The sequence below is a fragment of the Shigella sonnei genome (assembly GCF_002950395.1).
In the GTDB taxonomy this organism is placed as follows: Bacteria; Pseudomonadota; Gammaproteobacteria; order Enterobacterales; family Enterobacteriaceae; genus ECMA0423.
The window spans coordinates 1,423,400-1,436,219 of the sequence record NZ_CP026802.1 but is presented as its reverse complement, the minus strand read 5'-3'; the positions used below and the strand labels follow the sequence as shown (position 1 = coordinate 1,436,219).

Sequence of the window (12,820 nt, the reverse complement as noted above, 5' to 3'; positions counted from 1 at the left end):
CTATGGAAATAAAAAAACCTACAAAAAAAGAGTTATATGACTATTTACTATCGAAATATATAGAAGATAAATGCAAAGAAGAAGCTGATGAAATCAATAAGAAGTCGATGAGTCGTGTCAAAAAACATAAAGAGCGGCTGATGGAGATTACGCCAGAAATCTTCTTCCGTTTCTTGTCTGAGAAGGGGGTCTCCAGTGTCTGCCCTTCATGTGGATCGTCGCGATTATCTGTTCCAGAAAGTATGGATCTTTGCTGGGATAAAAATAAGAAACCAGAAAATTTTAACAATCTACCCCTGGAGGAACAGAGTGAGTTAATTAAAGAGAACATAAAGCATTATGTATCTTATGCTTTTTTGGGTGATGTTAAGAGCATACCTGATATGCGCAAAACTTATTACACGCTGCATTGCCTGAATTGTGGTTACCTGAGCCTTTATCGTACGTCTGCGGTGCTGAAGTGGTTGGAGAAAGACAAAGCGCAGGATGGTGATAATGGGTAATGTAGCAAGAAATCTTTTCGGTAATTCAGCAGGTAGTGTGTCGCATTCTGAGCGTGATGTGCTTTATCATGGTGGCGATGGCGGCAGTAGTGGAGGCGGAATGTCAGATAAACTTGAAAGGCGAATTGAGCGGCTCGAAGGTGATTTATCGCTAACAAGAAACGACCTTGCGACGCTTGCTGAACGCACTACAAACCTCTCAACTAAAGCCGATGTTGGTGAGGTGAAAGGTGAACTCAAAGCAGACATAGCACATCTGAAAGGTGATCTTGAATGCGATATTGCGAATCTGAAAGGTGAGCTTAAATCTGATACAGCTAACCTGAAAGAGCAGCTCAAATCAGACATTAACAGCCTGAAGGGTGAGCTTACCGAAGCGATGGATAAACGCTTTGACAAGATTATGGATGAGATGAATCGGCGGTTTGACAAGGTTGATGATAATACGAAGTGGCGTTGGAGTGGCATTATTGTGCCAGTGTGCACAACCATTTTCACAGCGGCGGTTGCTGTATTTGTTGCTAAATTTGTTGGCTGATGATCCACAAATTGACCACATCTCTGTTATTTGTTGTGGTTGGCTGTGTTTTTGTGTGTCTGTAAGTCTTTGATAATTACCTAACTTATTGATTTTTGTTTGTGTTTATGGCCGCTCTGCGGCCTTTTTTCTTTTCACTGTCGAAGAGTCACCGTAAAATCAACGCCATGACACTTCAGCAGAACGGATACCATGCTGACACTTGCCCGCCAACAACAGCGACAAAATATTCGCTGGTTATTATGCCTGTCAGTTTTGATGCTGCTGGCGCTTCTCTTAAGCCTTTGCGCCGGTGAACAATGGATTTCGCCAGGTGACTGGTTTACTCCTCGTGGCGAACTGTTCGTCTGGCAAATTCGCCTGCCACGTACGCTGGCTGTATTGCTGGTTGGTGCGGCGCTGGCTATATCCGGCGCTGTAATGCAGGCGTTGTTTGAAAATCCTCTGGCAGAACCTGGACTACTTGGCGTCTCTAACGGCGCAGGCGTGGGGCTTATCGCCGCGGTATTGCTTGGGCAAGGGCAACTCCCCAACTGGGCGCTAGGGCTGTGTGCGATTGCTGGCGCGCTTATCATCACTTTAATACTCTTACGTTTCGCCCGTCGTCATCTTTCGACCAGTCGGTTATTGCTGGCTGGCGTTGCATTAGGGATTATCTGTAGCGCACTAATGACGTGGGCTATCTACTTTTCCACCTCTGTTGATTTACGTCAGCTGATGTACTGGATGATGGGCGGTTTTGGCGGCGTAGACTGGCGGCAAAGCTGGCTGATGCTGGCATTGATCCCCGTGTTGTTGTGGATCTGTTGTCAGTCCAGGCCGATGAATATGTTAGCACTTGGCGAGATCTCGGCGCGGCAACTGGGTTTACCCCTGTGGTTCTGGCGCAATGTGCTGGTGGCAGCGACCGGCTGGATGGTTGGCGTCAGTGTGGCGCTGGCGGGTGCTATCGGCTTTATTGGTCTGGTGATCCCACATATTCTTCGGTTGTGTGGTTTAACCGATCATCGCGTATTACTTCCCGGCTGCGCGCTGGCAGGGGCGAGCGCAGTGCTGCTGGCCGATATTGTAGCGCGCCTGGCATTAGCTGCCGCAGAGCTGCCTATTGGCGTGGTCACCGCAACGTTGGGTGCGCCGGTGTTTATCTGGTTATTGTTAAAAGCAGGACGTTAGCCGCAAAAAGACGGTCTATGATTAAAAGCTAAGATTTTTACTGACCACACCCAGGAGAAACGATGCAAGATTCCATTCTGACGACCGTAGTGAAAGATATCGACGGTGAAGTGACCACGCTGGAGAAGTACGCCGGTAATGTGCTGTTGATTGTCAATGTCGCCTCAAAGTGTGGCTTAACGCCGCAATATGAGCAGTTGGAGAATATTCAGAAAGCCTGGGCCGATCGAGGTTTTGTGGTGCTGGGATTCCCGTGCAACCAGTTTCTGGAACAAGAACCGGGCAGCGATGAAGAGATTAAAACTTACTGTACCACCACATGGGGGGTGACGTTCCCGATGTTCAGTAAGATTGAAGTTAACGGCGAAGGACGCCATCCGCTGTATCAAAAATTGATTGCCGCAGCGCCGACCGCAGTCGCGCCGGAAGAGAGCGGATTCTATGCCCGTATGGTCAGCAAAGGTCGTGCACCGCTGTACCCTGATGATATTTTATGGAATTTTGAGAAATTTTTAGTTGGCAGGGACGGATTGGTCATCCAGCGTTTTTCCCCGGATATGACGCCGGAAGACCCCATTGTGATGGAAAGCATTAAACTGGCGTTGGCAAAATAATGTCTATTGTGATGCAGTTACAGGATGTTGCGGAATCTACCCGCCTGGGGCCACTTTCTGGCGAGGTTCGGGCTGGGGAGATCCTGCACCTGGTGGGGCCGAATGGCGCGGGTAAGAGTACCTTACTGGCACGAATGGCCGGAATGACCAGCGGTAAGGGAAGTATTCAGTTCGCGGGGCAACCACTGGAAGCATGGTCCGCAACAAAACTCGCGCTGCATCGCGCCTATCTTTCACAACAGCAGACGCCGCCGTTTGCAATGCCGGTCTGGCACTATCTGACACTGCATCAGCACGATAAAACGCGTACCGAACTACTGAATGATGTCGCAGGGGCGCTGGCTCTTGATGACAAACTCGGACGTAGCACCAATCAACTTTCCGGCGGTGAATGGCAACGCGTACGTCTTGCTGCGGTGGTGCTGCAAATCACACCACAAGCCAATCCCGCAGGCCAATTGCTGCTTCTTGATGAGCCGATGAACAGTCTTGATGTTGCGCAACAAAGTGCGTTAGACAAAATTCTGAGCGCTCTGTGTCAGCAAGGACTGGCGATTGTGATGAGCAGTCACGATCTCAACCACACATTGCGTCATGCGCATCGGGCGTGGTTGCTAAAAGGTGGAAAAATGCTGGCCAGTGGACGCAGAGAAGAGGTGCTCACGCCGCCAAATCTGGCGCAGGCCTATGGGATGAATTTTCGCCGTCTGGATATCGAAGGTCACAGAATGCTGATTTCGACCATCTGATTTCATTAGTATCTTGAAAATCGGGTAATTACGACGCTAAATTAATGCAAGAATAAAAAACAGAGGAACCGTACGGAATGCGTTTCTGCCTTATTTTGATCACAGCACTGTTTCTGGCCGGGTGTAGCCACCATAAAGCACCGCCGCCAAATGCCAGACTTTCTGATTCGATTACCGTTATTGCCGGTTTGAACGACCAGCTACAAAGCTGGCATGGCACGCCGTATCGTTATGGTGGCATGACGCGGCGCGGTGTGGACTGTTCGGGATTTGTGGTTGTAACGATGCGCGATCGTTTCGATTTGCAGCTGCCCCGAGAAACCAAAGAACAAGCCTCTATCGGCACGCAAATTGATAAAGACGAGTTGCTGCCTGGTGACCTGGTCTTTTTCAAAACGGGTTCCGGACAAAATGGTTTGCATGTAGGTATTTACGATACCAACAACCAATTTATCCACGCCTCTACCAGCAAGGGAGTGATGCGTTCCTCACTTGATAATGTCTATTGGCAGAAAAATTTCTGGCAGGCGAGACGAATCTAAATAGCTGCGCGGAATAGTAGATCACTTTGAGGGAACTTAGCCCGGATTGTGCGATCTGATCAATCGCCAAATCAAAACAAATCACCAACCGGACTGAGCAATGCCGATCATAGCACCAATTTCCCGTGACGAACGACGCCTGATGCAGAAAGCCATCCATAAAACACACGATAAAAATTATGCCCGCAGACTGACTGCCATGCTGATGCTGCACCGGGGCGACCGTGTCAGCGACGTTGCCAGAACGCTCTGCTGCGCCCGTTCCTCTGTTGGACGCTGGATTAACTGGTTCACGCAGTCGGGTGTTGAGGGACTGAAATCATTACCTGCCGGGCGTGCCCGTCGCTGGCCGTTTGAGCATATCTGCACACTGTTACGTGAGCTGGTAAAACATTCTCCCGGCGACTTTGGCTACCAGCGTTCACGCTGGAGTACAGAACTGCTGGCAATAAAAATCAATGAGATAACCGGTTGCCAGTTAAATGCCGGAACCGTTCGCCGCTGGTTGCCGTCTGCGGGGATTGTGTGGCGAAGGGCTGCGCCAACTCTGCGTATCCGTGACCCGCATAAAGATGAAAAGATGGCAGCAATCCATAAAGCACTGGACGAATGCAGCGCAGAGCATCCGGTCTTTTATGAAGATGAAGTGGATATCCATCTTAATCCCAAAATCGGTGCGGACTGGCAACTGCGCGGACAGCAAAAACGGGTGGTCACGCCGGGACAGAATGAAAAATATTATCTGGCCGGAGCGCTGCACAGCGGGACAGGTAAAGTCAGCTGTGTGGGCGGCAACAGCAAAAGTTCGGCGCTGTTCATCAGCCTGCTGAAGCGGCTTAAAGCGACATACCGTCGGGCGAAAACCATCACGCTGATCGTGGACAACTACATTATCCACAAAAGCCGGGAAACACAGAGCTGGCTGAAGGAGAACCCGAAGTTCAGGGTCATTTATCAGCCGGTTTACTCGCCATGGGTGAATCATGTTGAACGGCTATGGCAGGCACTTCACGACACAATAACGCGTAATCATCAGTGCAGCTCAATGTGGCAACTGTTGAAAAAAGTTCGCCATTTTATGGAAACCGTCAGCCCATTCCCCGGAGGCAAACATGGGCTGGCAAAAGTGTAGCGGTATTAAGCGCAGCTATTTAGTATGTCGAAAAATGGACGGCGATGATACATCGCCGTCCATTTACTCCTGAATACAGTAGTATTTTGCAGACAAAAATTCCGTAAATGGATTATTCGTTTATAATCAGGATAATCTAAAAAAAGGACCCCTGAAAAAGTGGTTAACATGGAACAAATGAAAGTTACTCCTTCTGTAATTGTTATGTCTTATGGCCTCATCCCTTTTAGCCGGATACTGAAAAACATCCTTCGAGAGGGACGGTTACCATGAAGATTTTTTTGGAGAATCTTTATCATTCTGATTGCTATTTCCTGCCGATAAGAGATAACCAGCAAGTCCTTGTCGGCGTTGAGTTAATTACCCATTTCTCCAGTGAAGATGGCACGGTGCGTATCCCGACGAGTCGGGTTATAGCGCAACTTACCGAGGAGCAACATTGGCAATTATTTTCAGAGCAGTTGGAATTACTAAAATCATGCCAACATTTTTTTATTCAACATAAACTCTTTGCCTGGCTTAATTTAACGCCACAAGTGGCTACATTATTATTAGAGAGGGATAATTACGCAGGCGAACTATTAAAATATCCGTTTATTGAACTGTTGATTAATGAGAATTACCCGCATCTCAATGAAGGAAAAGATAATCGCGGTCTTTTATCCTTATCGCAAGTGTATCCCCTTGTGTTAGGTAATTTGGGAGCAGGCAATAGCACAATGAAAGCGGTTTTTGATGGTCTTTTCACCCGCGTCATGCTGGATAAAAGTTTTATTCAGCAACAAATCACGCACCGCTCCTTCGAACCGTTTATTCGTGCGATCCAGGCGCAAATTTCCCCTTGTTGCAATTGCATCATTGCGGGAGGCATTGATACGGCAGAAATATTGGCACAGATTACCCCCTTCGATTTCCATGCTCTCCAGGGATGCCTGTGGCCTGCCGTTCCCATAAATCAGATAACGACGTTGGTTCAGCGATAACCCTTCTGTTTGCTGGTGTTTAAGACGAGAGTAACCGTCTACACTATCAAACAGGAGGATCTATGACCCTGTCTTTTGTTACCCGCTGGCGCGATGAATTGCCAGAAACCTATACAGCACTTTCCCCTACGCCTTTAAATAATGCCCGGCTGATTTGGCATAATACCGAACTGGCTAACACGCTGAGTATTCCATCGTCGCTGTTTAAAAATGGCGCAGGTGTCTGGGGCGGCGAAGCCCTACTGCCTGGTATGTCACCACTGGCGCAGGTTTACAGTGGTCATCAGTTCGGCGTCTGGGCGGGCCAACTGGGTGATGGGCGCGGCATTTTACTCGGCGAACAACTGCTTGCTGATGGCACTACAATGGACTGGCATCTGAAAGGTGCTGGCCTGACGCCTTATTCGCGAATGGGTGATGGACGGGCGGTTTTACGTTCGACGATACGAGAAAGTCTCGCCAGTGAGGCGATGCATTATCTGGGCATTCCGACGACCCGCGCGTTAAGTATCGTCACCAGCGATTCGCCAGTGTATCGGGAAACGGCGGAGCCAGGCGCGATGCTGATGCGTGTGGCACCAAGTCATCTGCGCTTTGGTCATTTCGAACATTTTTACTACCGCCGCGAGTCGGAAAAGGTTCGTCAGTTAGCTGACTTTGCTATTCGTCATTACTGGTCACATCTTGAAGATGATGAGGACAAATACCGTCTCTGGTTTAGCGATGTTGTCGCACGTACCGCGTCGTTAATTGCCCAATGGCAGACGGTCGGCTTTGCACATGGGGTGATGAATACCGACAACATGTCGCTGCTGGGACTGACGCTTGATTACGGGCCGTTTGGTTTTCTTGATGATTACGAACCCGGTTTTATTTGTAATCACTCGGATCATCAAGGGCGTTATAGTTTTGATAATCAACCTGCTGTCGCGTTGTGGAATTTACAGCGTCTGGCGCAGACATTGTCACCATTTGTTGCCGTAGATGCCCTGAATGAGGCCCTGGACAGCTATCAGCAGGTTTTGTTGACGCATTATGGACAACGGATGCGGCAGAAACTGGGCTTCATCACGGAGCAAAAAGAGGATAACGCGCTACTGAATGAATTATTCAGTCTGATGGCGCGAGAGCGCAGCGATTATACCCGCACATTCCGCATGCTGAGTCTGACCGAGCAGCACAGCACGGCGTCACCGCTACGTGATGAGTTTATTGATCGTGCGGCATTTGATGGCTGGTTTGCCCGTTATCGGGGGCGTTTGCAACAAGACGAGGTTAGCGATAGTGAGCGTCAGCAGTTGATGCAAAGCGTTAACCCCGCTCTGGTATTGCGCAACTGGTTGGCGCAACGGGCGATTGAAGCGGCAGAAAAGGGTGATATGACGGAATTGCACCGCCTGCATGGGGCGTTGCGAAATCCTTTCAGCGATAGAGATGATGACTATGTCAGTCGTCCACCTGACTGGGGTAAACGGCTGGAAGTCAGCTGCTCGAGTTAAAGGCTACTTAGTTAACAGCAGCTTGCCAGCCTGAGTTTTACGGAGCAGATATTCTTGCCCGTCATGATCGATAATCAGTTTGCCATCCGGACCTAACAGTGTCTGGCTGGTAATTCGCCGGATGGGCTGCGGGGAAGCGGCCTTGTGATTGGCGTCCGTTTCAGGCGTGAGTTTTCTGCTATCCGTATAACGCATAAAGATTAATAATAATTGATATAACAATGATTCTTATTATCAATATTATGGCAGGCCAGAGCAAGCAGTAATTTGTTGAGAAGACAACAAGTTGCGCAGAAATGCCCATTCCGTCAGGAATGGGCACGCATTCAGAAGCGGGTATCTACCGCAGAGGCGAGTTTTTCGACCAGGCGTTCGGTATCTTCCCAGCCCAGACACGGGTCGGTAATGGATTGACCGTAAGTGAGCGGCTGACTGCCGACGATTTTTTGCGTTCCTTCGAGCAGGAAACTTTCCGCCATAATTCCAGCAATCGCCGTAGAGCCATTGCGGATTTGCTGACAAATATCCTCACAAACTTCTAACTGGCGACGGTGCTGCTTCTGGCAGTTACCGTGGCTGAAATCCACCACCAGATGTTCAGGTAAATCAAACTCGTGCAGCGTATCGCAGGCTGCGGCGATATCATCGGCATGATAATTCGGTTTTTTGCCGCCACGCATAATAATGTGGCCATACGGGTTGCCGCTGGTCTGATAGATGGTCATCTGACCATTTTTGTCTGGCGAGAGGAACATATGGCTGGCGCGGGCTGCGCGGATAGCATCCACAGCAATCCGCGTATTGCCATCGGTACCATTTTTAAAACCTACCGGACAGGAGAGTGCCGAAGCCATTTCACGGTGGATCTGACTTTCGGTAGTACGTGCGCCAATCGCGCCCCAACTGATTAAATCAGCAATAAACTGACCGGTCACCATATCGAGGAACTCAGTCGCGGTTGGGACGCCCAGCTCATTTACCTGTAAAAGTAATTTGCGCGCCAGCTCCAGACCGTGATTTACCCGATAGCTGCCGTTTAAATCTGGATCGGAGATTAGTCCTTTCCAGCCGACAACAGTTCGTGGTTTTTCAAAATAGGTGCGCATTACGATTTCCAGCCGTGACTGGTACTGGTTGCGCAGCGACTGCAGACGGGGGGCGTACTCCATTGCAGCGGTGAGATCGTGGATCGAGCAGGGGCCAATAATGACCAACAGTCGCTTATCTTCACCATTGAGTATTTTTTCAATTCTGCGGCGGGAGTCGGTGACATGGGTGGCGGCGCCAGGCGTTACGGGATACCGTAGCGCGAGTTCGGCGGGCGTTACCAGGCTCTCAATACGCGCAGTACGGAGTTCGTCAGTTCTGTTCATTACAAGTCTCAGAAATTTGTTGCTTCTACGGCAGGACTGCCGGGAAGTGATGCGCATCACGATAAACCAATCGCTGCTGATTTCAAGTGCGAGGTGTGTCACACCTCGCCGGGTGGTTAGCATCATAACAAAAAAATAAGCTAATGCACTAGTTCTCTAGTACATTCGGCGACTAAGGCCCATGATATCGAGGATCTTGGTGGCAATCTCTTCTACCGAATAATTGGTACTGTTAATCCACGGGATCTGATTTTTACGGTACAACGCTTCCACTTCCGCGACTTCCATCCTGCACTGACGAAGCGAGGCATAGCGACTGTTCTCCCGACGTTCCTCGCGAATCGCCGCCAGACGTTCCGGGTCGATAGTCAGGCCGAACAATTTATGCTGAAGCGGTTTGAGCGACGCGGGTAGCACCAGATTATCCATATCGTCGGCAATAAAGGGGTAGTTTGCCGCGCGGATACCAAATTGCATTGCCAGATAAAGACTGGTGGGGGTTTTACCACAGCGAGAAACACCGAGCAGGATCACCTGAGCCTGATCCAGATTGCGCAACGAAATGCCGTCATCGTGGGCGAGGGTGTAATCAATCGCCGCAATGCGCGCATCATATTTATTGAGATTATTAGGGTTAAGGCCATGGGTACGATGAGCAATCGGCGTTGGATCCAGTTTCATCTCTTGTTGTAGCGGGGCAACCAGCGCCTGAACGATATCCTGGCAAAAGCCTTCACTTTGCAAGATGATGGCGCGAATCTCCGGCAACACGATGGAGTAGAAGACCAGCGGGCGCACACCTGTCTGGTGATAAATTGCGTCAATCTGATCCTTCACTGCCCGTGCACGGCTCTCATTTTCGACAAACGGCAGCGTAATGCTGCTGATAGTGACGGGAAATTGTGACATTACTGCGTGTCCTAATACCTCCGCAGTTATTGCCGTACCATCAGAAATATAAAAAACGTGGCGATCAACAGCATTATCCATTTTGTTCTTCCCGTGATGCAGACATAATTCTATGAAAGCATAAATTAAAAACGCACAGAAGCGTAGGACGTTATGTCTGGTTTATAAAATGAACCTTCAATTTTATTTTTTATGAAAACAGCATTTCATTTTTATGGTTTCGTTTATACCGATGGTTTATGTGGAAATTGTCGAAGAGAGCAGATTTGCGCAACGCTGGGATCAGTCTTAAAAAGTAAAAAAATATATTTGCTTGAACGATTCACCGTTTTTTTCATCCGGTTAAATATGCAAAGATAAATGCGCAGAAATGTGTTTCTCAAACCGTTCATTTATCACAAAAGGATTGTTCGATGTCCAACAATGGCTCGTCACCGCTGGTGCTTTGGTATAACCAACTCGGCATGAATGATGTAGACAGGGTTGGGGGCAAAAATGCCTCCCTGGGTGAAATGATTACTAACCTTTCCGGAATGGGTGTTTCCGTTCCGAATGGTTTCGCCACAACCGCCGACGCGTTTAACCAGTTTCTGGACCAAAGCGGCGTAAACCAGCGCATTTATGAACTGCTGGATAAAACGGATATTGACGATGTTACTCAGCTTGCGAAAGCGGGCGCGCAAATCCGCCAGTGGATTATCGACACTCCCTTCCAGCCTGAGCTGGAAAACGCCATCCGCGAAGCCTATGCACAGCTTTCCGCCGATGACGAAAACGCCTCTTTTGCGGTGCGCTCCTCCGCCACCGCAGAAGATATGCCGGACGCTTCTTTTGCCGGTCAGCAGGAAACCTTCCTCAACGTTCAGGGTTTTGACGCCGTTCTCGTGGCAGTGAAGCATGTATTTGCTTCTCTGTTTAACGATCGCGCCATCTCTTATCGTGTGCACCAGGGTTACGATCACCGTGGCGTGGCGCTCTCTGCCGGTGTTCAGCGGATGGTGCGCTCCGACCTCGCATCTTCTGGCGTGATGTTCTCCATTGATACCGAATCCGGCTTTGACCAGGTGGTGTTTATCACTTCCGCATGGGGCCTTGGGGAAATGGTCGTGCAGGGTGCGGTTAACCCGGATGAGTTTTACGTCCATAAACCGACACTGGCGGCGAATCGCCCGGCTATCGTGCGTCGCACCATGGGGTCGAAAAAAATCCGCATGGTTTACGCGCCGACCCAGGAGCACGGCAAGCAGGTTAAAATCGAAGACGTACCGCAGGAACAGCGTGACATCTTCTCGCTGACCAACGAAGAAGTGCAGGAACTGGCAAAACAGGCCGTACAAATTGAGAAACACTACGGTCGCCCGATGGATATTGAGTGGGCGAAAGATGGCCACACTGGCAAACTGTTCATTGTGCAGGCGCGTCCGGAAACCGTGCGCTCACGCGGTCAGGTCATGGAGCGTTATACGCTGCATTCACAGGGTAAGATTATCGCCGAAGGCCGTGCTATCGGTCATCGCATCGGCGCGGGTCCGGTGAAAGTCATCCATGAGATCAGCGAAATGAACCGCATCGAACCTGGTGACGTGCTGGTCACTGACATGACCGACCCGGACTGGGAACCGATCATGAAGAAAGCATCTGCCATCGTCACCAACCGTGGCGGTCGTACCTGTCACGCGGCGATCATCGCTCGTGAACTGGGCATTCCGGCGGTAGTGGGCTGTGGTGATGCAACAGAACGGATGAAAGACGGTGAGAACGTCACTGTTTCTTGTGCCGAAGGTGATACCGGTTACGTCTATGCGGAGTTGCTGGAATTTAGCGTGAAAAGCTCCAGCGTAGAAATGATGCCGGATCTGCCGTTGAAAGTGATGATGAACGTCGGTAACCCGGACCGTGCTTTCGACTTCGCCTGCCTGCCGAACGAAGGCGTGGGCCTTGCGCGTCTGGAATTTATCATCAACCGTATGATTGGCGTCCACCCACGCGCACTGCTTGAGTTTGACGATCAGGAACCGCAGTTGCAAAATGAAATCCGCGAGATGATGAAAGGTTTTGATTCTCCGCGTGAATTTTACGTTGGTCGTCTGACTGAAGGGATCGCGACGCTGGGTGCCGCGTTTTATCCGAAGCGCGTCATTGTCCGTCTCTCTGATTTTAAATCGAACGAATATGCCAACCTGGTCGGTGGTGAGCGTTACGAGCCAGATGAAGAGAACCCGATGCTCGGCTTCCGTGGCGCGGGACGCTATGTTTCCGACAGCTTCCGCGACTGCTTCGCGCTGGAGTGCGAAGCAGTGAAACGTGTGCGCAACGACATGGGGCTGACCAACGTTGAGATCATGATCCCGTTCGTGCGTACCGTAGATCAGGCGAAAGCGGTGGTTGAGGAACTGGCGCGTCAGGGGCTGAAGCGTGGTGAGAACGGGCTGAAAATCATCATGATGTGTGAAATCCCGTCCAACGCCTTGCTGGCCGAGCAGTTCCTCGAATATTTCGACGGCTTCTCAATTGGCTCAAACGATATGACGCAGCTGGCGCTCGGTCTGGACCGTGACTCCGGCGTGGTGTCTGAATTGTTCGATGAGCGCAACGATGCGGTGAAAGCACTGCTGTCGATGGCTATCCGTGCCGCGAAGAAACAGGGCAAATATGTCGGGATTTGCGGTCAGGGTCCGTCCGACCACGAAGACTTTGCCGCATGGTTGATGGAAGAGGGGATCGATAGCCTGTCTCTGAACCCGGACACCGTGGTGCAAACCTGGTTAAGCTTGGCTGAACTGAAGAAATAAAATAAATCCCCGG

Annotated in this window: 13 protein-coding genes; 10 read left to right on the top strand and 3 right to left on the bottom strand. The window is 50.1% G+C overall.

All coding sequences use genetic code 11. The features are described 5' to 3' along the window. Positions 1-2 precede the first annotated feature (2 nt). From C1P89_RS07590 to selO, 9 genes are all read left to right on the top strand, one after another. Complete coding sequence (locus C1P89_RS07590) at positions 3-503, top strand: hypothetical protein (RefSeq protein ID WP_000403440.1); 501 nt, start codon at positions 3-5, stop codon at positions 501-503. A 100-nt stretch (positions 504-603) separates the two neighbouring features. Continuing rightward, a complete protein-coding gene (locus C1P89_RS07585; RefSeq protein WP_005142454.1) occupies positions 604-1,041 on the top strand; it encodes a CCDC90 family protein in 438 nt (145 codons plus the stop codon). A gap of 192 nt (positions 1,042-1,233) precedes the next feature. Continuing rightward, positions 1,234-2,214, top strand: a complete 981-nt coding sequence (btuC, locus tag C1P89_RS07580; protein ID WP_000956531.1) for a vitamin B12 ABC transporter permease BtuC — start codon at positions 1,234-1,236, stop codon at positions 2,212-2,214. A gap of 62 nt (positions 2,215-2,276) precedes the next feature. Beyond that, positions 2,277-2,828: a bifunctional thioredoxin/glutathione peroxidase gene (gene btuE / locus C1P89_RS07575; RefSeq protein ID WP_001154187.1), complete on the top strand. Its 552-nt coding sequence runs from the start codon at positions 2,277-2,279 to the stop codon at positions 2,826-2,828. Further along, positions 2,828-3,577 carry a vitamin B12 ABC transporter ATP-binding protein BtuD gene (btuD, locus tag C1P89_RS07570; RefSeq protein ID WP_000029466.1) on the top strand — a complete coding sequence of 250 codons (750 nt, stop codon included), beginning with the start codon at positions 2,828-2,830 and terminating at the stop codon, positions 3,575-3,577. Before btuE ends, btuD begins: the two co-directional genes overlap by 1 nt. Before the next feature lie 77 nt (positions 3,578-3,654). Further along, positions 3,655-4,119: an NlpC/P60 family protein gene (locus tag C1P89_RS07565; protein WP_001209780.1), complete on the top strand. Its 465-nt coding sequence runs from the start codon at positions 3,655-3,657 to the stop codon at positions 4,117-4,119. A 100-nt stretch (positions 4,120-4,219) separates the two neighbouring features. After that, positions 4,220-5,251, top strand: coding sequence for an IS630-like element IS630 family transposase (locus C1P89_RS07560; protein WP_005136263.1), 1,032 nt, complete (start codon positions 4,220-4,222; stop codon positions 5,249-5,251). Between the two features lie 269 nt (positions 5,252-5,520). Further along, on the top strand, positions 5,521-6,234 hold the full coding sequence (ydiV, locus tag C1P89_RS07555) for an anti-FlhDC factor (protein ID WP_001300634.1): 714 nt from the start codon (positions 5,521-5,523) through the stop codon (positions 6,232-6,234). Between the two features lie 62 nt (positions 6,235-6,296). After that, on the top strand, positions 6,297-7,733 hold the full coding sequence (gene selO, locus C1P89_RS07550; protein ID WP_000175707.1) for a protein adenylyltransferase SelO: 1,437 nt from the start codon (positions 6,297-6,299) through the stop codon (positions 7,731-7,733). Between the two features lie 3 nt (positions 7,734-7,736). Here the strand turns inward: selO and hemP are convergent, their stop codons facing one another. The 3 genes from hemP to ppsR all read right to left on the bottom strand — a co-directional run bounded on the left by hemP (position 7,737) and on the right by ppsR (position 10,096). Further along, positions 7,737-7,928 (bottom strand): hemin uptake protein HemP, encoded by a 192-nt coding sequence (gene hemP / locus C1P89_RS07545; RefSeq protein ID WP_005136485.1) that lies wholly within the window; start codon positions 7,926-7,928, stop codon positions 7,737-7,739. A 131-nt stretch (positions 7,929-8,059) separates the two neighbouring features. Further along, a complete protein-coding gene (gene aroH / locus C1P89_RS07540) occupies positions 8,060-9,106 on the bottom strand; it encodes a 3-deoxy-7-phosphoheptulonate synthase AroH (RefSeq protein ID WP_001082203.1) in 1,047 nt (348 codons plus the stop codon). 156 nt (positions 9,107-9,262) lie between these two features. Beyond that, the gene (gene ppsR / locus C1P89_RS07535; protein ID WP_000368046.1) at positions 9,263-10,096 is read right to left on the bottom strand and encodes a posphoenolpyruvate synthetase regulatory kinase/phosphorylase PpsR; all 834 of its coding nucleotides are present in this window, start codon (positions 10,094-10,096) and stop codon (positions 9,263-9,265) included. Positions 10,097-10,428: 332 nt separating this feature from the next. On the opposite strand from ppsR, the gene ppsA reads away from it, so the two are divergent. Further along, positions 10,429-12,807 (top strand): phosphoenolpyruvate synthase, encoded by a 2,379-nt coding sequence (gene ppsA / locus C1P89_RS07530; RefSeq protein ID WP_000069389.1) that lies wholly within the window; start codon positions 10,429-10,431, stop codon positions 12,805-12,807. The last annotated feature ends 13 nt before the right edge of the window (positions 12,808-12,820 follow it).

Excerpts from the sequence above, each read along its gene's own strand:
- selO (WP_000175707.1), top strand. The coding sequence starts at position 6,297 with ATGACCCTGTCTTTTGTTACCCGCTGGCGCGATGAATTGCCAGAAACC.
- btuE (WP_001154187.1), top strand. The coding sequence starts at position 2,277 with ATGCAAGATTCCATTCTGACGACCGTAGTGAAAGATATCGACGGTGAA.
- btuC (WP_000956531.1), top strand. The coding sequence starts at position 1,234 with ATGCTGACACTTGCCCGCCAACAACAGCGACAAAATATTCGCTGGTTA.
- ppsA (WP_000069389.1), top strand. The coding sequence starts at position 10,429 with ATGTCCAACAATGGCTCGTCACCGCTGGTGCTTTGGTATAACCAACTC.
- C1P89_RS07590 (WP_000403440.1), top strand. The coding sequence starts at position 3 with ATGGAAATAAAAAAACCTACAAAAAAAGAGTTATATGACTATTTACTA.
- btuD (WP_000029466.1), top strand. The coding sequence starts at position 2,828 with ATGTCTATTGTGATGCAGTTACAGGATGTTGCGGAATCTACCCGCCTG.
- hemP (WP_005136485.1), bottom strand. The coding sequence starts at position 7,928 with ATGCGTTATACGGATAGCAGAAAACTCACGCCTGAAACGGACGCCAAT.
- aroH (WP_001082203.1), bottom strand. The coding sequence starts at position 9,106 with ATGAACAGAACTGACGAACTCCGTACTGCGCGTATTGAGAGCCTGGTA.
- C1P89_RS07585 (WP_005142454.1), top strand. The coding sequence starts at position 604 with ATGTCAGATAAACTTGAAAGGCGAATTGAGCGGCTCGAAGGTGATTTA.
- C1P89_RS07560 (WP_005136263.1), top strand. The coding sequence starts at position 4,220 with ATGCCGATCATAGCACCAATTTCCCGTGACGAACGACGCCTGATGCAG.
- C1P89_RS07565 (WP_001209780.1), top strand. The coding sequence starts at position 3,655 with ATGCGTTTCTGCCTTATTTTGATCACAGCACTGTTTCTGGCCGGGTGT.
- ppsR (WP_000368046.1), bottom strand. The coding sequence starts at position 10,096 with ATGGATAATGCTGTTGATCGCCACGTTTTTTATATTTCTGATGGTACG.
- ydiV (WP_001300634.1), top strand. The coding sequence starts at position 5,521 with ATGAAGATTTTTTTGGAGAATCTTTATCATTCTGATTGCTATTTCCTG.